24 protein-coding genes and 8 tRNA genes are annotated in these 19,442 nt (G+C 40.1%); 10 read left to right on the forward strand and 22 right to left on the reverse strand.

Features of this window, described 5'->3' with window-relative positions; genetic code table 11:
- Position 1: 1 nt before the first annotated feature.
- The 4 genes from ACIQCE_RS11790 to ACIQCE_RS11805 all read right to left on the reverse strand — a co-directional run bounded on the left by ACIQCE_RS11790 (position 2) and on the right by ACIQCE_RS11805 (position 1,639).
- Positions 2–310 (reverse strand): hydrolase, encoded by a 309-nt coding sequence (locus ACIQCE_RS11790; protein WP_353854854.1) that lies wholly within the window; start codon positions 308–310, stop codon positions 2–4.
- A gap of 43 nt (positions 311–353) precedes the next feature.
- The gene (locus ACIQCE_RS11795) at positions 354–758 is read right to left on the reverse strand and encodes a phage holin family protein (RefSeq protein ID WP_400495166.1); all 405 of its coding nucleotides are present in this window, start codon (positions 756–758) and stop codon (positions 354–356) included.
- Between the two features lie 126 nt (positions 759–884).
- Complete coding sequence (locus tag ACIQCE_RS11800; protein ID WP_400495167.1) at positions 885–1,076, reverse strand: hypothetical protein; 192 nt, start codon at positions 1,074–1,076, stop codon at positions 885–887.
- A gap of 125 nt (positions 1,077–1,201) precedes the next feature.
- On the reverse strand, positions 1,202–1,639 hold the full coding sequence (locus ACIQCE_RS11805) for a Dps family protein (protein ID WP_353854851.1): 438 nt from the start codon (positions 1,637–1,639) through the stop codon (positions 1,202–1,204).
- A 130-nt stretch (positions 1,640–1,769) separates the two neighbouring features.
- Between ACIQCE_RS11805 and ytzI the strand changes: the two genes are divergently transcribed.
- Positions 1,770–1,916, forward strand: a complete 147-nt coding sequence (gene ytzI, locus ACIQCE_RS11810) for a YtzI protein (RefSeq protein ID WP_400495168.1) — start codon at positions 1,770–1,772, stop codon at positions 1,914–1,916.
- Positions 1,917–1,924: 8 nt separating this feature from the next.
- Here the strand turns inward: ytzI and ACIQCE_RS11815 are convergent, their stop codons facing one another.
- Together ACIQCE_RS11815 and ACIQCE_RS11820 are read right to left on the reverse strand one after the other, a co-directional pair.
- Positions 1,925–2,362 (reverse strand): FixH family protein, encoded by a 438-nt coding sequence (locus ACIQCE_RS11815; RefSeq protein ID WP_400495169.1) that lies wholly within the window; start codon positions 2,360–2,362, stop codon positions 1,925–1,927.
- A gap of 113 nt (positions 2,363–2,475) precedes the next feature.
- Positions 2,476–2,949, reverse strand: a complete 474-nt coding sequence (locus ACIQCE_RS11820; protein ID WP_353854848.1) for an S-ribosylhomocysteine lyase — start codon at positions 2,947–2,949, stop codon at positions 2,476–2,478.
- 126 nt (positions 2,950–3,075) lie between these two features.
- On the opposite strand from ACIQCE_RS11820, the gene yidD reads away from it, so the two are divergent.
- Complete coding sequence (gene yidD / locus ACIQCE_RS11825) at positions 3,076–3,300, forward strand: membrane protein insertion efficiency factor YidD (RefSeq protein ID WP_400495170.1); 225 nt, start codon at positions 3,076–3,078, stop codon at positions 3,298–3,300.
- A 7-nt stretch (positions 3,301–3,307) separates the two neighbouring features.
- Here yidD and ACIQCE_RS11830 read toward each other — a convergent pair whose 3' ends face one another.
- Positions 3,308–3,871: a beta-class carbonic anhydrase gene (locus tag ACIQCE_RS11830; RefSeq protein ID WP_353854846.1), complete on the reverse strand. Its 564-nt coding sequence runs from the start codon at positions 3,869–3,871 to the stop codon at positions 3,308–3,310.
- 212 nt (positions 3,872–4,083) lie between these two features.
- Here ACIQCE_RS11830 and ACIQCE_RS11835 point away from each other — a divergent pair, with 212 nt between their 5' ends.
- Positions 4,084–5,031, forward strand: a complete 948-nt coding sequence (locus ACIQCE_RS11835) for a metal ABC transporter solute-binding protein, Zn/Mn family (protein WP_400495171.1) — start codon at positions 4,084–4,086, stop codon at positions 5,029–5,031.
- 77 nt (positions 5,032–5,108) lie between these two features.
- Here ACIQCE_RS11835 and ACIQCE_RS11840 read toward each other — a convergent pair whose 3' ends face one another.
- Entirely contained in the window at positions 5,109–5,351 is a 243-nt protein-coding gene (locus ACIQCE_RS11840; protein ID WP_353854844.1) for a type B 50S ribosomal protein L31, read from the reverse strand.
- Positions 5,352–5,525: 174 nt separating this feature from the next.
- Here ACIQCE_RS11840 and ACIQCE_RS11845 point away from each other — a divergent pair, with 174 nt between their 5' ends.
- The 4 genes from ACIQCE_RS11845 to ACIQCE_RS11860 all read left to right on the forward strand — a co-directional run bounded on the left by ACIQCE_RS11845 (position 5,526) and on the right by ACIQCE_RS11860 (position 8,367).
- Positions 5,526–6,857, forward strand: coding sequence for a cytochrome ubiquinol oxidase subunit I (locus tag ACIQCE_RS11845; protein WP_400495172.1), 1,332 nt, complete (start codon positions 5,526–5,528; stop codon positions 6,855–6,857).
- 22 nt (positions 6,858–6,879) lie between these two features.
- Complete coding sequence (locus ACIQCE_RS11850) at positions 6,880–7,926, forward strand: cytochrome d ubiquinol oxidase subunit II (protein ID WP_400495185.1); 1,047 nt, start codon at positions 6,880–6,882, stop codon at positions 7,924–7,926.
- 68 nt (positions 7,927–7,994) lie between these two features.
- A complete protein-coding gene (locus ACIQCE_RS11855; RefSeq protein WP_353854842.1) occupies positions 7,995–8,153 on the forward strand; it encodes a DUF1540 domain-containing protein in 159 nt (52 codons plus the stop codon).
- A 22-nt stretch (positions 8,154–8,175) separates the two neighbouring features.
- The gene (locus tag ACIQCE_RS11860; RefSeq protein ID WP_400495173.1) at positions 8,176–8,367 is read left to right on the forward strand and encodes a hypothetical protein; all 192 of its coding nucleotides are present in this window, start codon (positions 8,176–8,178) and stop codon (positions 8,365–8,367) included.
- 107 nt (positions 8,368–8,474) lie between these two features.
- Here ACIQCE_RS11860 and menC read toward each other — a convergent pair whose 3' ends face one another.
- The 6 genes from menC to ACIQCE_RS11890 all read right to left on the reverse strand — a co-directional run bounded on the left by menC (position 8,475) and on the right by ACIQCE_RS11890 (position 15,915).
- Positions 8,475–9,599 carry an o-succinylbenzoate synthase gene (gene menC / locus ACIQCE_RS11865; RefSeq protein ID WP_400495174.1) on the reverse strand — a complete coding sequence of 375 codons (1,125 nt, stop codon included), beginning with the start codon at positions 9,597–9,599 and terminating at the stop codon, positions 8,475–8,477.
- A complete protein-coding gene (locus ACIQCE_RS11870; protein ID WP_400495175.1) occupies positions 9,586–11,043 on the reverse strand; it encodes an o-succinylbenzoate--CoA ligase in 1,458 nt (485 codons plus the stop codon). Before ACIQCE_RS11870 ends, menC begins: the two co-directional genes overlap by 14 nt.
- A gap of 73 nt (positions 11,044–11,116) precedes the next feature.
- Positions 11,117–11,935 (reverse strand): 1,4-dihydroxy-2-naphthoyl-CoA synthase, encoded by an 819-nt coding sequence (menB, locus tag ACIQCE_RS11875; protein WP_400495176.1) that lies wholly within the window; start codon positions 11,933–11,935, stop codon positions 11,117–11,119.
- A 20-nt stretch (positions 11,936–11,955) separates the two neighbouring features.
- Positions 11,956–12,777 carry a 2-succinyl-6-hydroxy-2,4-cyclohexadiene-1-carboxylate synthase gene (gene menH, locus ACIQCE_RS11880; RefSeq protein WP_400495177.1) on the reverse strand — a complete coding sequence of 274 codons (822 nt, stop codon included), beginning with the start codon at positions 12,775–12,777 and terminating at the stop codon, positions 11,956–11,958.
- A complete protein-coding gene (menD, locus tag ACIQCE_RS11885; protein ID WP_400495178.1) occupies positions 12,762–14,504 on the reverse strand; it encodes a 2-succinyl-5-enolpyruvyl-6-hydroxy-3-cyclohexene-1-carboxylic-acid synthase in 1,743 nt (580 codons plus the stop codon). Before menD ends, menH begins: the two co-directional genes overlap by 16 nt.
- Positions 14,497–15,915, reverse strand: a complete 1,419-nt coding sequence (locus ACIQCE_RS11890) for an isochorismate synthase (RefSeq protein WP_400495179.1) — start codon at positions 15,913–15,915, stop codon at positions 14,497–14,499. Before ACIQCE_RS11890 ends, menD begins: the two co-directional genes overlap by 8 nt.
- A 380-nt stretch (positions 15,916–16,295) precedes the next feature.
- Between ACIQCE_RS11890 and ACIQCE_RS11895 the strand changes: the two genes are divergently transcribed.
- The 3 genes from ACIQCE_RS11895 to ACIQCE_RS11905 all read left to right on the forward strand — a co-directional run bounded on the left by ACIQCE_RS11895 (position 16,296) and on the right by ACIQCE_RS11905 (position 18,650).
- A complete protein-coding gene (locus tag ACIQCE_RS11895) occupies positions 16,296–17,234 on the forward strand; it encodes a 1,4-dihydroxy-2-naphthoate polyprenyltransferase (RefSeq protein WP_400495180.1) in 939 nt (312 codons plus the stop codon).
- A 117-nt stretch (positions 17,235–17,351) separates the two neighbouring features.
- The gene (locus ACIQCE_RS11900; RefSeq protein ID WP_400495186.1) at positions 17,352–18,086 is read left to right on the forward strand and encodes a TraR/DksA C4-type zinc finger protein; all 735 of its coding nucleotides are present in this window, start codon (positions 17,352–17,354) and stop codon (positions 18,084–18,086) included.
- 87 nt (positions 18,087–18,173) lie between these two features.
- Positions 18,174–18,650 (forward strand): TspO/MBR family protein, encoded by a 477-nt coding sequence (locus ACIQCE_RS11905; RefSeq protein WP_353854832.1) that lies wholly within the window; start codon positions 18,174–18,176, stop codon positions 18,648–18,650.
- A 74-nt stretch (positions 18,651–18,724) separates the two neighbouring features.
- Here the strand turns inward: ACIQCE_RS11905 and ACIQCE_RS11910 are convergent.
- The 8 genes from ACIQCE_RS11910 to ACIQCE_RS11945 all read right to left on the reverse strand — a co-directional run bounded on the left by ACIQCE_RS11910 (position 18,725) and on the right by ACIQCE_RS11945 (position 19,431).
- Positions 18,725–18,796, reverse strand: a tRNA-Glu gene (locus ACIQCE_RS11910).
- Positions 18,797–18,809: 13 nt separating this feature from the next.
- A tRNA-Ser gene (locus ACIQCE_RS11915) sits at positions 18,810–18,900 on the reverse strand.
- Between the two features lie 4 nt (positions 18,901–18,904).
- Positions 18,905–18,979: transfer RNA gene (locus ACIQCE_RS11920), tRNA-Asn, on the reverse strand.
- 6 nt (positions 18,980–18,985) lie between these two features.
- Positions 18,986–19,062 (reverse strand) — tRNA-Ile (locus ACIQCE_RS11925).
- Between the two features lie 16 nt (positions 19,063–19,078).
- A tRNA-Gly gene (locus ACIQCE_RS11930) sits at positions 19,079–19,152 on the reverse strand.
- 10 nt (positions 19,153–19,162) lie between these two features.
- Positions 19,163–19,238 (reverse strand) — tRNA-His (locus tag ACIQCE_RS11935).
- Positions 19,239–19,265: 27 nt separating this feature from the next.
- Positions 19,266–19,338 (reverse strand) — tRNA-Phe (locus ACIQCE_RS11940).
- Between the two features lie 16 nt (positions 19,339–19,354).
- Positions 19,355–19,431, reverse strand: a tRNA-Asp gene (locus tag ACIQCE_RS11945).
- Positions 19,432–19,442: the final 11 nt, after the last annotated feature.

Consider the following 19,442-nt stretch of genomic DNA (forward strand, 5'->3'; position numbering starts at 1 on the left):
TTCAATTCATTAAACCATTTGTTTCAATAAAATTCTTTGTCTCTTCATTGCCAAGCTCATAGATCATGGAATAGATCTCTTTTCTTTTTCTGTCCATCTCATCATTTGGACTGTCATAATGATACTCAAGAAATGGAACATGCGCCCGAAAGAAGCCTTTCCAATCTGACATATATTGTTCTTCAAAATATTCTCTCAACTGCAAAATTTGATCATCATCTGCTTGTATTTGAAACTGCCAAGCAGCCGCATCTCTGTGCTGTGATATGGACCCGTCTTGAACGGATACATAGTACGTATGTCTAGCCATCTGATTCATCCTTTTTCCTTTAGTATGACCAGATTTGAACAAATTACGGCTTTTTGCGCAATTTATTTTTAATCATTTCTAAAACATCCATAAATAACTGTGGAATTGGAATTCCTAGTGCACATGCTGTCGATACAATTTGATAAGATTCATAAGTGATATAAAAAATAATCGCTAAATCTTTGATTGTCCCGCTTGTCTGTAACATGACATCAAAGAAATGTGCCATTGAAATTAAAGAGAGCGTCACGATCTTTCGAACAAGCCGCGTGAAAAGCCGTTTCATTGTTAGCTGACCCATCACAAACTCTCTTAGGCTTGAACAAATTAATTCAATACCCATAAGTGTCACTAGCATCATAAGTAAATATCCTGCTCCACCAAACAGAAAGCCCATTGCTGACAAACTGACTGTAAACAACGAAAAGATGTCCGAATCCTTGTTCACTTGGCATCAACATCCTTTCATAGTGGAACTCTTTACGTAAATAGTATATGCCACTTCTTTTAAATAGCTTGGACGACTCAAAATAAAGGCAAAAAAGCCACCTCGTGAAAGGTGACTTTTTCTTCGTTAAATCCTGACATCAATCAATGTAGCATCTGAGTTTTTAGGTTGGACAGCATGTGGTTGCTGCTGCACTTGATCCAGCATCACCATTGCTTGCGCAGTGTTTGTAGCAAGCTGTGAATTAAGCAAACTCATGTTGAGCGTTTTTTGAATGCTGGCCACTTGCTGACTCATCATCCCTGAAATTGAGGACATTTTCTCCCCTCCCTTCTCTTATCTCTTCGGCTCAAAGCCACGTGATTTCAATGGGCTGTCTGTCACAAATACAATAAAAAAAGAACGCCGATCTTTTTGTGATCGACATTCTTTGCATATGTTGCCTATCCTAAATATGCTTTTAACATCCAGTTATGCTTTTCAATGGATTGATGAATCGCGAGAAACATATCACCAGTTGTATCATCACCAACCTCTGCGGCTAACTCCATCCCTTGCTTTAACTCCTCTGCAACATTTGAGAAGTCATTATATAGATTTTTCACCATTTGCTCAGGTGATTCGTTACCTTCAGCTTCTTGAATGCTAGAAATTTCTAAGCACGCTTTCATTGTAGCAACAGGTTTTCCATTTAACGCAAGCATACGCTCCGCCAAATCATCAATATATGTTGCCGCTTCAGTATATAATTCCTCGAATTTTTCATGGAGTGTAAAGAATTCTTTTCCTTTGACATACCAATGATAGTTATGTAACTTCACATAAAGCACAGTCCAATCTGCTACTTGTTTGTTGACGACGTTTAATAATTTCTCTGACATGTTGATTCCTCCTTATGTAGTTGAACGATTAGTATGAGAATACCCGTTTTTTATTATACTGAAACCTACCGTTAAATATTATTTTGACTGTATGAAATATATGTTAATATGGAAATAAGGAGGGAGTTAGATGCTGTTACTTGGGATTATCAGCTTTATCATTATCTCAATTGTTTTATTTTTATCACTGTGGACAACATCGAAAGCTTATGAATATAAGCATAAAATCGATTCACCTCAAGAGACCGAACCAAACCATCGTCCTCACCCAAAATAAAATCACTTTCAATGATGTGAAGTTGTCTCATCTTCAGTAGATGGACTGTTTTTTTCAACCTGACCTACATTGATTTTTGTTTTCGGCATATGATGTTGCTGTTTAGCTGTCACGTGGACTTGTATCATATAAAGACCTTCTTGTTTGAAGCTTGTATGTAATTTATACACACCATGACTCTCTTTCTTCGGATGAATCATCTGGCTTTTTTCCTTGTCGCCATCTCTCCACACTTCAAACTGAACATCATCTGCATCGTCAACAGGCGTATTACCATATGTGACAGTTGCTTTTACTGTAACGCTTTCATTTTTCTCAACCTGCTCTGGTCCCGTTAGTTTTACTTCTAACATTTTAGGTACTTCCCCTTTGTCATTGCTCACTGCGGAGTTTCCACATGCATTAAGCAACAATAGCATAAGGATGATTCCCACCATTTTTCGCATCCGTGTTCCCTCCTTTTTTTGACTCACATGTCCATTTTAACAAATATCCCCTATTTCGGCACCATATGTTCTATTCCCATAAAAAAAACCGGACAATGTCCGGTTCACTCATGTTATCCGAATACTTTTAATAGCTCTTCTTGATCCTGAGAAAGCCAGAAACGCATCATCCGTTTTGCACCTTCAAGGTCATGAAGCTTTGCCTGACCACATTGCTCTTCGTTTGCAGCAGGAATTTCTGTTACTTCAACAGCTTCCTTGAATGTTGCATCAAGTAGTTCAACAATCTCTTTTGGTGTTGGAGCGCCGCTCACCACTAAGTAATAGCCTGTTTGACAACCCATAGGAGAAATATCAATAATATCAAAATGATCATACTTCGCTGCATGTGTTCTAATGTTAAAAGCAAGTAAATGCTCTAATGTATGAATGGTATCAGGTTTCATGGCTTGCTTATTCGGCTGACAGAAACGAATATCAAATTTATTCACTTCACCATCTGACCCAACCTTATGAACGCCGCAATGACGAACGTATGGAGCTTTTACTGCATTATGGTCAAGTTCAAAGCTTTCTACTGAAGGCATTAATCACCACTCCTATAATTGCGATTTTCTATATTATAACATATTTCTCCAAGGAGGTTAGTTTATAAACTTTCCTTCCTTGTCATTTTTTCTTATACTGTGAAGAACAGACAAGGAGGAACCAGCATGAAACAAATTTTTATCGGCATCATCCGTTTTTATCAAAAGTTTATTTCTCCGATAACACCGCCTAGCTGCCGGTTTTATCCAACCTGCTCAAACTATGGTCTGGAGGCCATTAAAACTCATGGCGCTTTAAAGGGCGGCTGGCTCACAATGAAACGGATCTTAAAATGCCATCCACTCCATCCCGGCGGAGTAGACCCTGTTCCGCCTAAAAAGAAAAAATAAATTAGTTTCATTCTTCATATCCGTTTACAACTAAGTCAAGCTTGCCTGTGCCAGGATCAATCACTAGCCCATGAACAGGCACATCAGTTGGAAGAAGCGGGTGATTTTTTACAACGGACACACTGTCCTTGACACTCTCTTCTACTGAGCTAAAGCTTTTGAGCCACTGTTTAAAATCAATTCCTGAGTACTCTAACACTTCAATTCGTTTTTCTGGAATACCGCGCTCAATGGCTTTATCTAAAAGCGTTTTGCTATCAATTTTACTCATCCCGCAATCGTGATGCCCGATAACATATACTTCGTCAGCATTTAGTTCATAGACTGCCACTAAAATGCTTCGCATAATACTGCCAAATGGGTGAGATACAAGAGCACCAGCACTTTTAACAATTTTGATATCTCCATTTTTCATATTCATTGCACGTGGCAATAGTTCAACAAGTCGCGTATCCATGCATGATAGAATGACGGCTTTTTTCTGAGGAAACTTCGTTGTCGTGAACTCCTCGTATTTCTTCTCTTCAATAAATTGTTGATTATATTCCAGGATTTCATCTAAAAGTTTCATAAGTTGATTCATTCCTTTTGCTTTTTTTAAAAATAAATATAGCACAATGTTTGAAATTTCGTCACGTTTTGCGATTTTTTTTAGAAAAAACCTCTGCTTAATGAGAAATTTTTATTTTCCTCTTTTCAAATCGTAATTATTACGATACAATAACTCCGGACATTAAATCGTAATCATTTCTATCTGATAGATTGAGAGGAGACATTTTCAACATGAAAAAAATCTTTTTTATTTTAACAACTGTACTTTTAATGATCGGCCTAACCGCTTGCTCAAGCAGTGCGGGGACTCACGCTTCCAAAGGAAAAGCAGACGGGACATTAAACATTTACACAACCATCTTTCCAATTCAAGATTTTACTGAAAAAATTGGTGGCTCTCACGTCCATGCTCAAAGCGTTTACCCTGCCAATGCAGATGCACACAGCTTTGAACCGAGCTCTAAAACGATGGTCGAAATGGCTGAAGGAGATGCCTTTATTTATAGCGGCACAGGCGCTGAAGCATTCGCTGACAAAACAGCCGCTACGTTAAAAGATCAAGGCGTGAAAACCGTCAAAGCTGCTGAAGGAATCAAACTATTATCTACAAAAGAAGAACATGCACATGATGATGACGAAGATCATGATCACGGCGATAAAGATCCGCATGCATGGTTAGATCCAGTACATGCCGAGCAAATGGCTAAAAATATTAAAAACACACTCGTTTCGTTAGACCCAGATCATAAAGACGAATACACAAAAAACTATGAAAAACTAAAAAAAGAATTACAAGCATTAGATCAAGAATTCAAAACCACTTTGTCAAAAGCCAAACATAAAGAAATTCTTGTCTCTCATGCTGCTTACGGTTATTGGGAAAAGCGCTATGGTATTGAGCAAATCAGTGTACTAGGTCTATCAGCTTCTGAAGAGCCTTCCCAAAAACAGCTCGAAAACATTGTAAAGCAAGCGGAAAAGCATCACATTAAATATGTGATTTTCGAAAATAACGTCAGCAGTAAAGTCTCAGATACGATTCGTAGTGAAATTGGCGCAAAAAGCCTCACACTCAAAAACCTTGAATCCATTACCGAAGACGATGCGAAAAATGGTGAAAGCTACATCAGCTTAATGAAACAAAATTTAAACACTTTAAAAACAGCATTAAACGATTAAATTTTAAACTTCTGCGCACAGCGGGGGTCTTTTCATCTAATAAAGAAGCACACCGAACTTGTGGTGCGCTTCTTTTCTTACATCTGATATTTTTTCTTAAACTGTTCGGCTCTACCGCCTTTTTCTCCAAACTTCTGGCGCCCTGTATAAAAAGGGTGCGTATCAGAACTTGTTTCCACTTTAATGACAGGATATGTCTTTCCGTCTTCCCACTCTACCGTCTCATTTGACGTCTTGGTGGATCTGCTTAAGAAGCGGTAGCCGCTATTTACGTCCATAAATACAACTTCATGTGATGTTGGATGAATATTTCTTTTCAATATGAAATCTCCTTTCTTTTTAAAACGTAATAATTACGTTTTATGTAGTAATTTTACTCCCTTTTTAATAACATGTCAAAAAACAAGCTTTCTGATTCAGGAAGAATAATCTAAATCTGGTGGAGAATAATAAGCACATGAAAAAGAGATGTAATAAGAAAGGCGGAGAAGATATTGACTGATCTCGTTTTAGCTAGAAGCCTTTTTGGAACAACAATGGGCTTTCATATTGTTTATGCCTCCCTTGGCGTCGGCATCCCGTTAATGATTTTGTTAGCTGAACTCATTTTTCAAAAAACAAAAGATCCTCATTATTCCATCATGGCAAAACGTTGGACAAAAGCACAGGCTGTTCTTTTAGGGGTAGCTATCCCAACCGGTACAATTGCCGGTACTCAGCTCGCCCTTCTATGGCCGGGCTTTATGGAGGTCATTGGAAAAGTTATGTCCCTCCCATTTCAAATAGAAATTTATGCTTTTTTTATTGAAGCGTTATTTATGTCTATTTATGTGTACGCAGCCGATCGTTTATCACCAGCCATGCGGATTATCACTGTCATTTTTGTTGTGATTGGAGCTGCTGCTTCAGCGATTCTCATTACGAACGTACATGCCTTTGAAGGAACACCTGCTGGGTTCAAGATGATCAATGGAGAAATCACTGATATAGAACCTTGGAAGGCATTTTTCAATCCAAGTTTTGTTGTGACCGCTACACACGTCGTGCTATCTGCTTTTACGACGGGTGCTTTTGTCATTGCTTCAGTGGCTGCTTTTAAAATGCTAAAAACAAGAAAAAACGAGAAGCTTTATACCTTTCATCGGAAAGCCCTTTTTCTCGGGCTAATCGTGGGTGGTCTCTTCTCTTTTCTAACAGCTCTAAACGGTCACGAATCCGCTCAGCTCCTGTATGAATATCAGCCTGAAAAATTAGCAGGTGCAGAAGGTTTATTTGAAACACAATCACATGCGCCTCTTGCAATTGGCGGGTTTACAGATGCCAATACGCAGGAAATTAAAGGAGCGATAGAAATTCCATGGGCACTCAGTTTCTTAGCAGGAAACAGTTTTGATACTGTGGTAAAAGGATTGAATGATTTTCCTAGGGACGAATGGCCTCCTTTGTTTATTCACACATTATTTAACGGAATGGTCATCATTGGAGCAGTGCTTATTCTTTTTGCCGTGTTAGCCTTGTTTTACCGTAAAATGTTAAAACGTGAACATTATCCGAAATGGCTGCTTTTTCTTTACTTGTTTGGTGGCCCACTTAGTCTCTTAGCCATTGAATTTGGCTGGATATTTGCATGTACGGGCCGTCAGCCTTGGGTGATTTACCGTATGCTCAAAACCTCAGAGGTTGTCACATCCTCCGGTTCTATAGGCACACTATTTATCTTGTTTACCATTGTGTACCTCATCTTAGGCATAGCAACCGTTATTGTGCTTACGTACTACTTTCGAAAACATTCGGTTGAAGAAGATCTACGACTAACAGAATCTTAAAAAGGGAGCGATCTTGATGCAAATGTATGTAACAACTGATGCGCTCATTGCAATCACCATCTTATGGGGATTCGTATTTATCTATGCAGTGATGGCATCAATGGATTTTGGTGCAGGTTTTTGGTCGATGATTTATATGAATAGAGAACAAACAAAGGCAGCAAATATCGCCAATAAGTATCTCTCTCCAACATGGGAAGTGACAAATGTCTTTATTGTGGCAATTGTAGTGGCATTGTTTAGCCTTTTTCCAGGCGCCACTTTTGTGCTTGGCACCGTTTTATTAATACCAGGCAGCATCATTTTATTGCTTCTTGCGCTAAGAAGTGGGTTTCTCGTTTTTTCTCATTCGCTTCCTAAAAAATATCGCAAAGCGGTAACGTATATTTCGGGAATTAGCGGCTTTATCATTCCGTCCATTTTAATTATGGTTCTTCCTATTACACATGGTGGATTTATCTTTAAGGAAAATCAAGTTTACTCATTAGATCTCGGACGGGTATTTACAAGTGCGAATGTTTATTCTTTTATAGGTTTTGCAATTTTCAGCACGCTTTTTCTTTCTTCATTGCTCTTAGCTGATTTCTCTAATGTCGCTGATGAAGATGAAGCCTATAGCATTTACAGGAGAGGTGCTCTCTTTACCGGTCCTCTATCTCTCATGATGGCCTTTTTCATCATGCTGACACTACGAAGTGAAGCCAATTGGCTTTTCACAAAAATGATGCATCACTTACCAACCTTGCTTGTTTCTCTACTCATGTTTTTGCTTGCAGGCTTGGCACTTTTTTTACCAAATTCTCGGTTTAAGCATCGAAGAGGAAAACCACGTTTGGCTGTCGTCGCAATAACCATCCAATATTTCCTAGCAAGTTATGTATATGGACGTGCTCATTTGCCTTATATGACATACCCAGATATCACCATTATGTCTGGATTTACGGATCCTGTTACGTTTAGAGCCCTATTTATTACGTATATCGTAGGTTTTATCATTTTATTTCCTGGTTTCTATTACTTCTGGAAATTGTTTATGAAGGACAAACGCTATATTCGCCAGGAAGATTAACAAGAATGATCTCAGCACATTTTGGTTACATTAAACATGCAAGTCATACTCAGAAGGAGGTCATCTGTATGAGTCAAAAAATTCTTTGTGAAGTAAACAACTGTACCTATTGGAATGATGGAAATCGCTGTGGTGCAGATGCAATCTATGTCGTTAGCCACACAGGTAATACGGCTGAGAAAAGTGAAGAAACTGACTGCAAAACGTTTAAACCTCAAGACCTTTAAGATATTAAAGGAGGCGCTTCACTTGAACAAAGAACGGATACTTCATACTTTTTTTGATGAAATTCATGACGCTGACGAAGGAACATTTTATCAGGCCGCTCACTCCTTTTTAAATCTATGGGCTTACGAATATGGTCATGTTACTGACATGCCAAATGAGATGCATCAGTATATCGGACAGCTTGCATATGACAGCGAGCTGATAGAAGAGTAAGAAAGGGCGGATATCCGCTCTTTCTTTTTTTGATCTTACGGGAAGGAAAAACTTATCATCACTATACATATTTTTTATTTTTGATGCAAAAGGGCAATTTTTATTTATTATTTCATAAAATCATTTTTTGTAAAAACATCTATTTTATCTGAAAAAGAACGAAGCGCCTTGTAATCAACTTCAACGCCCATTCCAGGTGTAGTCGGCACCTCGATAAAGCCATTTTCAACTTTGATTTCAGGAAAAATGATATCCTGTTCCCAATATTTAGATGAAGCCGATATGTCACCTGGGATAGTGAATTGCGGAAGCGAAGCGAGTGCCACATTCTGCGCACGTGATATCCCCGATTCAATCATTCCACCACACCATAAAGGAATCTGAAGTTCTTTGCAAAAGGTATGAATCTTTAGGGCTTCTGTAAGCCCCCCAACTCGTGAAGGCTTCACATTAATCACTTTACAGCTACCTAGTTCGATGGCTTTTCGGGCATCGTCTAATGAACAAATACTTTCATCCAAACAAATGGCTGTTTTCAAATGTTTTTGTAAATGACGATGATCCACAATATCATCTGCAGATAATGGCTGTTCTATCATTAATAAACGAAAGTCATCAAGCTGCTTAAGTTTGCTAATATCCTTAAGCTCATAAGCAGAGTTCGCATCTGCCATTAATGGGAGATCTGGAAAACGCTCTCTTATTTTTTGAAGAAGTCCGATATCCTGTCCCGGCTTAATCTTTACTTTTACACGCTGGTATCCTTCTTCTACATATTGCTGAATTTGTGCGAGCATATCGTCAATCGGTCCTAAACTGACCACAACGCCAGATGGAATTTTCTTTCTTGTGCCGCCTAATACCTCACGTAAGGACTTTTTCTCACGCTTTGCATAAATATCCCATACAGCCGCTTCAATACCGGCTTTTGCCATTTTATTGCCCTTAAAATGATATAAGCTGTCTGGGATCTCTGAAGGATGCGTAAATGATCGTGTTAGTACGTTTGGGATAAAGAAAGCCCTCAACATGTGATAGCATGTCTCAATCGTTTCTTCCGTGTACCAAGGCGAAGAAAACGCAGACACCTCTCCCCATCCAGTTAAACCCGTTTGATCCTTTACCTCAACAATAATAAATTCACGTTCTTTTATTGTCCCTAAACTTGTTTTAAATGGCTGCTTGAGCTTCATCTTGACATGATATAAGATCACTCGTTCAATTTGAATCATCTAAAAACCCCTTTGACTTGAGTCTGTGCCTTTGCAATTTATTCGACGCATTTCTTGGCAGCTCGTCCACAAAGTGAAAAACTGTTGGCCATTTATACTTTGCTAGTTGCGATTGACATAAAGCATAGAGCTCGTCAGTAGGAATCTCCTGATCTGTCACAAGAAAGGCCGCAGGTACCTCTCCCCATTTTTCATCATCTATACCTGTCACTCCGGCTTCCTTTACATGCGGATGTGTTAAAAGAACGGCTTCGATTTCAGCAGGATAAATATTTTCTCCACCAGAGATGATTAAATCTGAACGGCGGTCAAGGACAAATAGAAACCCTTCATCATCCACATACCCAATATCACCTGTTTTGAGCCATCCTTGTTCAAAGGACGCATCCGTTGCTTCTTTTCGATGAAGATACCCCTTCATCACATTTGCCCCTTTGACCATAATCTCACCATGTTCAAAAGGACGACAAGGACGCTCACCATTTTGAATTTTTAGCTCACAGCCAAAAAGAGGTTTTCCCGCTGAACCAAGTTTTTCTACACTAAATTCGGGAGCTAGTGTCACTATTTGCGAACAGGTTTCCGTCATACCGTATGATTGAAACACAGGAAATCCCTTCTTTTTGCTCTCTTGCAGCACCGGTAAAGGCGCAGGTCCTCCACCTAACAAAAGACAACGCAAAGAAGACGGACACTCATCTGTTGTACTTAATAAACGTGATAACATCGTTTGAACGACTGAAATCATTGTCACACGATGCTGTGCAATTGAATCCTTTATTTCATCCACATCAAATTTCTTATGCAAAATGACGGTCATGCCGTATATGACGGATTTAAACAAAGCAGATAGTCCACTAATATGAAAAAGTGGTAAAGCGATTAGCCAGCGATCATCTTCTCTGAGACCTAAATTAAGCGCAGAGGATACAGCACTATGAAAATGATTACCAAACGTTTGCTCTACCCCTTTAGGTCTTCCTGTCGTTCCAGACGTATACATAATCGTTGCTGTTTCTTCTAAATCAAAGGTTTTGACCATTTGATCGACATGATCTGAATTGGTTTCTGGTAAAGAATCGAGTGTATAAACAGGTAAATCACCCTCATGTGTCTTCGCAAAAACAGTTTCTGTTAATAAGACGGCTGCCTGTGCATTTTCAAGCTGATATTGCCTTTCCGCTTTCGTCAATTTATTGTTCAATAGCACGATTTTTAACCCTAATAAAAAACAGGCATGAACCAGCATGACCATTTGCGGATGATTGTTCATTAAAAGGGCAACAGTATCCCCTTTTTTGAGTGGTACACTCGCTAGCCTACTTGAAAGTTGCTCTACTTCAAAGGCTAATTCACGAAACGTCCACTTTTTGTCTTGATAAATCAATGCGATCCGGTCCGGCGTTAAATATGCACGCTGCAACAGCCAGTTCGGTTGCTTCATTATGACACCTCCTTTTCATAAAAGAAAACAGCTCAGTTTGATGCACTAAGCTGTTTTCTTTTATATCATTGAATCAAGGGAAACGCGGGAATTGACCGAAGTCTGGCTTCCGTTTTTCCTTAAAGGAATCGCGTCCTTCTTTTGCCTCATCTGTTGTATAATAAAGAAGTGTCGCATCCCCTGCAAATTGCTGAATACCAGCTAATCCATCAGTATCTGCATTAAATGCAGCCTTCAAGAAACGTAAAGCAGTTGGGCTTTTTTCTAGCATTTCCTCACACCATTTAACAGTTTCTTCTTCTAGCTGATCTAATGGTACAACTGTGTTGACAAGTCCCATATCAAGCGCTTCTTGTGCATTGTATTGACGACATAAGTACCAAATTTCTCTCGCTTTCTTATGACCAACAATACGTGCAAGATAGCCTGAACCATAACCAGCATCAAAGCTGCCGACTTTCGGACCTGTTTGTCCAAAAATCGCATTGTCTGCCGCAATTGTGAGGTCACAAACGACATGAAGGACATGTCCGCCACCAATTGCATATCCTGCGACCATTGCAATAACAGGTTTCGGAATGACACGAATTAAACGCTGTAAGTCCAGAACATTCAAACGTGGAATTTGGTCGTCTCCTACATAACCACCATGCCCACGTACTTTTTGGTCTCCACCAGAACAGAAGGCTTTTTCTCCAGCACCTGTTAGTACGATAACGCCGATGTCTGAATTGTCACGAGCACGTGAAAATGCATCAATTAACTCAGTGACTGTTTTTGGTGTAAAAGCGTTATGTACATGTGGACGATTAATGGTGATCTTTGCAATCCCATTATACGTTTCGTATAAAATTTCGTCATACTGACGCTCTGTTTGCCATTCAATAGCCATCAATATTTCCTCCTATAATCTTATTGAAAAATAAACTCACTTACTATTCTACCAAAAAAATGTGGTTGTTCCACATGAACCGTATGCCCAGCATGTTCTACCATTACGACTTGACTAAATTCAAGCGCTTGATGCATACGTTTTGCTATTTGACAAAACTTCTGATCAAGCGTTCCGCAAATCAACAGGACAGGCTTGCTGATATCCTTCATTGCTCGCCACATTGACGGCTGTGAACCTGTCCCAATACCTTCAAGACTGCGAGCTAACCCGAGTGGATTAGCTTTTAGCCTTCCTTCCCTTAGTTGAGCCAGTTTGTCAGCAGGCAAAGATTTTTGCGATGCAAACAGCGGAATATTCTCCCAAAAGTCCACAAACGCAGTTAAACCTTCATTTCTTATCTTCTTAGCAAGCTGATGATCGTGCTTTAGTCTTGCCATTCGCTCTTTGAAAGAATGAAGCCCTGGAGATGTACTCTCAAGGATTAATTTATCAACACGTTCTGGATAATGGTAAGCAAAGGATAAAGCAATACGCCCTCCCATAGAATATCCGAGAATGTTCACTTTGTGAATCTTTAAATGATCTAAAATGTCAGCAAGGTCAGCTAATTGCTGTGACATCGCATATCTTTTTACATTTTGAGGTGAATCAGTATGGCCATGTCCCAGTAAACTCACCTTAACCAATCTTGTATTCTTCATATAGGAATCAATGAAGCCCCAAGATGCTGCACTTCCTGTGAAGCCATGTAAACATAACGTGACATCCTTAACCGATTGATTCTGATCCAGTACCTCATACTCTACACCATCATGCATCCGTATTATGAGTGAAGCCATTCTTTTTTCACTTCTCCTATAATATCATCCATCATCTGACGGTGCTTGACTACACGTGAATGTCTGTCTGTTTCAATCTCAATCAAATGAAGTCCTGGCTCTTTTATATGTGCCAAGTACAGATCGTGAAATTCCTGCTTAGTCGTTGGCTTCGAATAGGTTCCCCCATATAACTTAGATGCATACTCAAAATTCAACCCTGTCGGTGTTCCGAAGAGTTTTTCATAATAAGGTTCATTAGAAGCCTGAGGCAAGAAGGAAAAAATTCCTCCGCCATCGTTATTTAATAAGACAACGGTCAGCGGGATATTCATCAGCTTAGCTGCCAAAAGTCCATTGAGATCATGATAAAAGGACAAATCTCCAATCACCAATGTGATGGGCTGTTTAAGAGCCGCATACGTTCCAAGTGCCGTTGACACCACGCCATCAATTCCATTTGCCCCTCGGTTTGCCATCAAACGAAAAGGCTTAGTCTGCGCCTCAAAAAAAGTATCAACATCACGAATCGGCATACTATTTCCGATAAAAAGGACACTGTCTTTTGGCACAAGATGCTGAAGTTGACGATACACATTTCCTTCAAATGTTAGATCTTCATCAGAATAATGAGCCAAATGAGCTCGAAAAGAAGAATTGACAAACTGCCAACTGTTTAAATAGGTTGTATCCTCATGCTTACCCGCTCCATTCCGCACGTTGTCTACAAAATAGGAAACATGACTTTGAATGATATATGTTGCAGTTAAACTCGGATCTCGAAAACCTCCAGCTGCATCCACAACAATTTGCTTCACCTCATCATGCTTTTCTAACCATTTGAAAAGTGGCTTTGAAACAGGCATAGGTCCAAAACGAATCACAATATCTGGCAAAAGGTGTTTTTGCAATTCTTCATCTTTTAGCAAAGAGTCATAGGCATCAATGATATACGCCTGATGTGCCGCCCCATTTCGTAAGTTAGAAAGCGGATCAGCTAGAATCGGATAATGGAATGCTCTAGCAAGACTTAACACAGCCTCTTGATCTTCCTGTTCATGGAGTTCACCACAAACGATAAGCCCTCTTGTGGATTGATCAATTAACGCTTTTAACTCTGTCATCACCTGATCGTTTGGTAGAGCTTGACCTGCTGCTAATACTTTTTTTGTCTCTGTCTTTTCTCTATAAAAAGGGTCGATTGACATATCTGGAAGCAAAGGTTCTCTTAACGGCACATTAACTTGAACAGGTCCTTTTGGTTCCTGCACCGCCGTATATGCCGCTCTAGCAGCAACTGTCTGAACATACCTCAGCATCGTATGACTTCCTTCAGGCAGTGCTAAGTCTGTGAACCATTTAACAAACTTGCCGAATAAGAATTGCTGATCAATCGCTTGAGGTGCACCAACATCCCTCAATTCGTGCGGTCGATCAGCAGTTAACACAATTAGTGGTACACGTGAATAATGTGCCTCTACAACTGCTGGATAAAAGTTAGCAGCTGCCGTTCCTGAAGTACAAATAAGCAGGACAGGTTTTTGTTTCGCTTTCGCAAGCCCAAGCGCATAAAATGCAGCAGATCTTTCATCTACTAACACGTGGGGGTTGATCTCTGGATGTGCAAGAGCCAGCATAGCAAGAGGCGTAGACCGTGAACCAGGACAGATTACCGCCTCACTAATGCCGCCTTGTACAAATTCATCCATCAGTCTGCCAATATATTTTGTCATAATCTGATTATTCAATAGAACGACCTCCAAGAGCAGATAACATTGGTCTTAATTTCACTTGTGTCTCTTCGTACTCCTGCTCTGCAAGTGAGTCCTCTACAATCCCGCATCCCGCAAATAAACGCACGTGATCTTCTTCAATCAGACCCGATCGAATGGCAACAGCAAATTCACCATTATCTTGAGAATCAATCCAGCCAACCGGTGCCGCATACCACCCACGTTTAAGTGGCTCAATTTCACGAATCACTTCAACGGCTTTCTCCTTCGGATATCCGCCTAATGCAGGCGTTGGATGAAGTTGCTCTATTAAGGAAAAGAGGGAACAACTACTTTTGATTTCACCAACAATCGGCGTAAATAAATGCTGAATGTTTTTTGTTTTATACAGGCTTGGCTGATTTGGCTTGTGCACCTGATGACAGTTAGTTTCAAATGCCTGTTCAATCATATTCACGACGATTTGGTGTTCAATTAAATTTTTCTCATCGTGAAGCAGCTCATAACCTAATGCTTGATCTTCTAATTCATTTTTTCCTCGAACAATTGAACCCGCTAGACAGGAAGAAAGCACTTCTCCCCCGTTTTTTTTCACCAAACGTTCTGGTGTCGCACCGACAAATGCTTGTCTTCCTTGCTCAATGGCAAATACGTAACTAGTTGTTTGATGCTTTAATAATTCTGCTAATAATGGTGCAAGTTCAATTTGATCTTTATAATGAAGCAAGACCTCTCTTGCTAAAACAACCTTTTCATATTCATTTGCACGGATGCGCGCTGTCGCATCATTGATTGCCTTCATCCATTCCTTGACATCAAGCTCCTCCATATGAACTAGAGCAGCTTGTCCAAGAGGTGGTGTTGGCAATGCGTCAAAACGGGACAATTTCTCCTCTAAATCTTGAAGGAGCTGATGGACGTTCCCATTTACCTGCTTCCACTCATTGATTGTAAGAAACGTCCCTTCTTTTGAAACAGTCAGCATCATGGATGGCACAAAAAAATGAGCCTCGCCAAATGCTTCCCAGTGACGCGCTTTTTCTTCATACGGATCAAATGAAAAGCCACCAAATAGAAGCGGACCGACAGCCGCTTGCTTTAACTCTTTCTCATCATGAATATGGAACATGTGCTGCTTCAATTGTTCCCATTCATGATGGACTGTATCGAATCGTTCTTTTCCTTGCTCAGATGATTTAATGACGGCCGCTCTGCCAAGTCCAGAAAAAATCATTTCGCTTTCTGGATCAGACCAAAAAAACCGCTCGCCTAAGAAATCAGCTTCCCCACTTTGGAAAAAGACAAGAGGATCCAGATCGTCAACTCTTCTGGAGTAGCTTATCAAAACAGCATGGTTGACGTTATTCGCTTCTTCTAATGTCGCAAGCGCTTCCTGCCGGAAAGTACTTTGCACTGTTGTCACCATGATACATTCCTCCAAAATCCATGAAATAACGTAAAACTAATCCTTGATGTAAAAAAATACATGAACATTCGAATATGTCGAATGACCTGCTTTTCTATTATAAACCTTAACAAATGAACTTAGTAAAAAAAAGCGTTTAAACCTCGAATCCTTATTATATCACGCTTTCGAGATTTTTTCGCTCTTGCTTGTTGAAACAAGAACATCTAAAGGATAATGCAAAGGCAAGCCTTCTGAATTCAAGGCTTCTATCCATATGGTAACGATTGTCTAGCATCTTTTTCAGGTTTTCATCGTATCAATATATTGACACCTTTTTGAACTTTGCTAAACTGGAATTTGGACGTGTACGTATTTTTTTATTTAAAGGAGTCTATTTTATGCAGTATCAATCGATATCAGATCAACTTTCACCTATCAAGCCTGATAAGAACTGGCGGATTTGGTGGAATTTACTACGACCGCATACATTAACAGCGGCTTTTATACCCGTCACTCTAGGGACTGTACTAGCCCTTCCGAGTGGTCATATCCATGTTTGGTTGTTCTTAGCTATGCTTTTTGCTTCTATGTTTATTCAAATTGCAACCAACATGTTTAATGAGTACTTTGACTATGTTCGCGGGTTAGACAATGAAAAATCCGTCGGCATTGGCGGAGCCATTGTCAGAAATGGCGTCAAACCAAAAACCGTACTCGGACTCGCTTATGCACTATTTGCTGTTTCTTTATTACTTGGGGTTTATATTTGTATGATGTCTAGCTGGTGGATTGCACTAATAGGACTTATCTGTATGGCAGCAGGCTATTTTTATACCGGCGGACCTGTACCAATTGCTTACACACCATTTGGAGAGCTCGTTTCAGGTGTTTTTATGGGATTAGGGATTATTCTCATTAGCTTCTATATCCAAACAGGTACACTAACTTCAAAAGCAGTACTCATTTCTTTGCCCATCTCCATTTTAGTTAGTGCCATTTTACTGTCTAACAATATTCGTGATTTAGATGGTGATAAAAAAAATGGGCGAAGAACTCTTGCCATACTTGCTGGACGAAAAAACGCTGTGAACATCTTACTTACTATGTTTTCGGTATCATATGTTTTAATATTTGTTTATATCTTCACGGATTTAGTCGGGCTTTGGAGTCTTCTTGTTTTACTGAGCGTGCCAAAAGCTTACACTGCCATTAAAGAATTTAAACAAAAAGAAAAGCCAATAGAACTTATGAATGCAATGAAATCAACAGCTCAAACAAACACATTCTTCGGATTCCTGTTAACCATTGCATTGATTTTACAATACTATCTCACGTAATTTAAAACGTCTGCAGCCGCAGGCGTTTTTTATCATGAATTGCTTCAATTTGGAACAAGTCTTACAAAAAAAAATGCTCATACTAACAAGTATGATGGATATGAAAGGATGATCGCTTTGTTGTCTAAAGAAGAATTAAATCATTGGAAGCAGCGCCTTCTTGATGAAAAGCAGGAAATTGAAGCAAAGAGCCATGACAATGAACAGAAAGTATCATTTCCTTACGATGCAGTAGGAGAACTCTCAGCCTATGACAACCATCCTGGAGATCAAGGTACAGAACTGTTCGAACGCGGGAAAGATATGGCTTTAAACAGCTTGGTACATGAACATGTGTCAGACATCAATGAAGCACTCCAAGCAATAGCTGATGGCTCATATGGTTTTTGTAAGGTGTGCAAATCACCTATTCCTACTGAACGATTAGAAGCCCTTCCAGCCGCTGTGACATGCATGGAACATTCAAAAGAACAGGAGGTCTCGCAAAACCGTCCCATTGAAGAAAATTTATTAAGTCCGCCTTCTGGACAATTTGAAAGTGAAGAAAGCGCTGCCTACGATGGAGAAGATGCTTATCAAGACCTAGAACGTTATGGTAACTCCGAAACACCGTCAGATATGGAATTCCCTCCACTGACCTATGATGATGTGTATACACGATCAGAAGACGAAGTTAGTGTGGAAGACTATGAAAGTTTTGCCGCAGCAGACATATATGGAAAAGCTAGCAAGATTTATCCGAATAAAGCACACGAAGCCTATGAAGACGCATTAGATGAAGAAGGAGTCATGACGGTTTTTGGTGATTTAAAACCATACGAAAAAGAATCTTATACAGAAGAAAATAAATAGTCCCCTCATATTGGGGGCTTTATGTTTATATACTGTAAAAACTGGGAAATCATTAAAAAAATGAATTTGAATTGGAGGAGATTCTTGATGGCTAGAAAAAGTATCATTTGGGCGATTATCGTCTTCTTTATTACATACGCGCTATTTTCTATTGCAGGTTTCTTGTTCCCCATTGACCGAGAATGGTATGACGCATTAAATAAACCAGAATGGACACCTGGAGGAGGTGTGATTGGCGCCGTTTGGGCCGTCTTATTCGGACTCATTTCTTTGTCCGCTGCGATCATATACGGGAAGTATGGATTTCAAAAAATCACGCTGCCATTTTGGATTTTCTTTATTTTAAACTACGTATTCAATCAAGCCTTTAGTTTTTTTCAATTTACACAAAAGAATCTGTTTGCCGCTACCATCGACTGCCTACTTGTTGCACTTACAGCACTCGCACTTGTAGTGGTCTCAAGTAAACTAAGTAAAGTGGTTCCTATTTTACTTATTCCTTACGTCTTATGGGGATTCTTTGCGACTTACTTGTCTTATACGATCTATTCAATGAATATGTAAAAAAGGCCGCTATGATTGCGGCCTTTCGTTTTTATGAAAATAAAAAAAGAGATCTTTTTAGACCTCTTTAAATATGACCCGTACGGGATTCGAACCCGTGTTACCGCCGTGAAAGGGCGGTGTCTTAACCACTTGACCAACGGACCATACAATAAACAATGGCGGAGAAGGAGGGATTTGAACCCTCGCGCCGCTTGCGCGACCTACACCCTTAGCAGGGGCGCCTCTTCAGCCACTTGAGTACTTCTCCATTATGGCTCCGCAGGTAGGATTCGAACCTACGACCGATCGGTTAACAGCCGATAGCTCTACCACTGAGCTACTGCGGAAAATCATGGTGGGCCTGAGTGGACTCGAACCACCGACCTCACGCTTATCAGGCGTGCGCTCTAACCAGCTGAGCTACAGGCCCATGAACGATATACAAATGGAGCGGGTGATGGGAATCGAACCCACGACATCAGCTTGGAAGGCTGAGGTTTTACCACTAAACTACACCCGCATCAATTGTATGGGGCGATTGATGGGAATCGAACCCACGAATGCCAGAGCCACAATCTGGTGCGTTAACCACTTCGCCACAACCGCCATACCTCAATTATTTGTTTGTAAAAGTGGCTCGGGACGGAATCGAACCGCCGACACACGGATTTTCAGTCCGTTGCTCTACCAACTGAGCTACCGAGCCAATATCATTTTAAAAATGGCGGTCCGGACGGGACTCGAACCCGCGACCTCCTGCGTGACAGGCAGGCATTCTAACCAACTGAACTACCGGACCATTTTAACATC

The organism is Bacillus sp. NPDC093026 (assembly GCF_044754665.1).
In the GTDB taxonomy this organism is placed as follows: Bacteria; Bacillota; Bacilli; order Bacillales; family Bacillaceae; genus Bacillus; species Bacillus maqinnsis.

Excerpts from the sequence above, each read along its gene's own strand:
- ACIQCE_RS11790 (WP_353854854.1), bottom strand. The coding sequence starts at position 310 with ATGGCTAGACATACGTACTATGTATCCGTTCAAGACGGGTCCATATCA.
- ACIQCE_RS11800 (WP_400495167.1), bottom strand. The coding sequence starts at position 1,076 with ATGTCCTCAATTTCAGGGATGATGAGTCAGCAAGTGGCCAGCATTCAA.
- ACIQCE_RS11805 (WP_353854851.1), bottom strand. The coding sequence starts at position 1,639 with ATGTCAGAGAAATTATTAAACGTCGTCAACAAACAAGTAGCAGATTGG.
- ytzI (WP_400495168.1), top strand. The coding sequence starts at position 1,770 with ATGCTGTTACTTGGGATTATCAGCTTTATCATTATCTCAATTGTTTTA.
- ACIQCE_RS11815 (WP_400495169.1), bottom strand. The coding sequence starts at position 2,362 with ATGCGAAAAATGGTGGGAATCATCCTTATGCTATTGTTGCTTAATGCA.
- ACIQCE_RS11820 (WP_353854848.1), bottom strand. The coding sequence starts at position 2,949 with ATGCCTTCAGTAGAAAGCTTTGAACTTGACCATAATGCAGTAAAAGCT.
- yidD (WP_400495170.1), top strand. The coding sequence starts at position 3,076 with ATGAAACAAATTTTTATCGGCATCATCCGTTTTTATCAAAAGTTTATT.
- ACIQCE_RS11830 (WP_353854846.1), bottom strand. The coding sequence starts at position 3,871 with ATGAAACTTTTAGATGAAATCCTGGAATATAATCAACAATTTATTGAA.
- ACIQCE_RS11835 (WP_400495171.1), top strand. The coding sequence starts at position 4,084 with ATGAAAAAAATCTTTTTTATTTTAACAACTGTACTTTTAATGATCGGC.
- ACIQCE_RS11850 (WP_400495185.1), top strand. The coding sequence starts at position 6,880 with ATGTATGTAACAACTGATGCGCTCATTGCAATCACCATCTTATGGGGA.
- ACIQCE_RS11855 (WP_353854842.1), top strand. The coding sequence starts at position 7,995 with ATGAGTCAAAAAATTCTTTGTGAAGTAAACAACTGTACCTATTGGAAT.
- menC (WP_400495174.1), bottom strand. The coding sequence starts at position 9,599 with ATGATTCAAATTGAACGAGTGATCTTATATCATGTCAAGATGAAGCTC.
- ACIQCE_RS11870 (WP_400495175.1), bottom strand. The coding sequence starts at position 11,043 with ATGAAGCAACCGAACTGGCTGTTGCAGCGTGCATATTTAACGCCGGAC.
- menB (WP_400495176.1), bottom strand. The coding sequence starts at position 11,935 with ATGGCTATTGAATGGCAAACAGAGCGTCAGTATGACGAAATTTTATAC.
- menH (WP_400495177.1), bottom strand. The coding sequence starts at position 12,777 with ATGGCTTCACTCATAATACGGATGCATGATGGTGTAGAGTATGAGGTA.
- ACIQCE_RS11890 (WP_400495179.1), bottom strand. The coding sequence starts at position 15,915 with ATGGTGACAACAGTGCAAAGTACTTTCCGGCAGGAAGCGCTTGCGACA.
- ACIQCE_RS11895 (WP_400495180.1), top strand. The coding sequence starts at position 16,296 with ATGCAGTATCAATCGATATCAGATCAACTTTCACCTATCAAGCCTGAT.
- ACIQCE_RS11905 (WP_353854832.1), top strand. The coding sequence starts at position 18,174 with ATGGCTAGAAAAAGTATCATTTGGGCGATTATCGTCTTCTTTATTACA.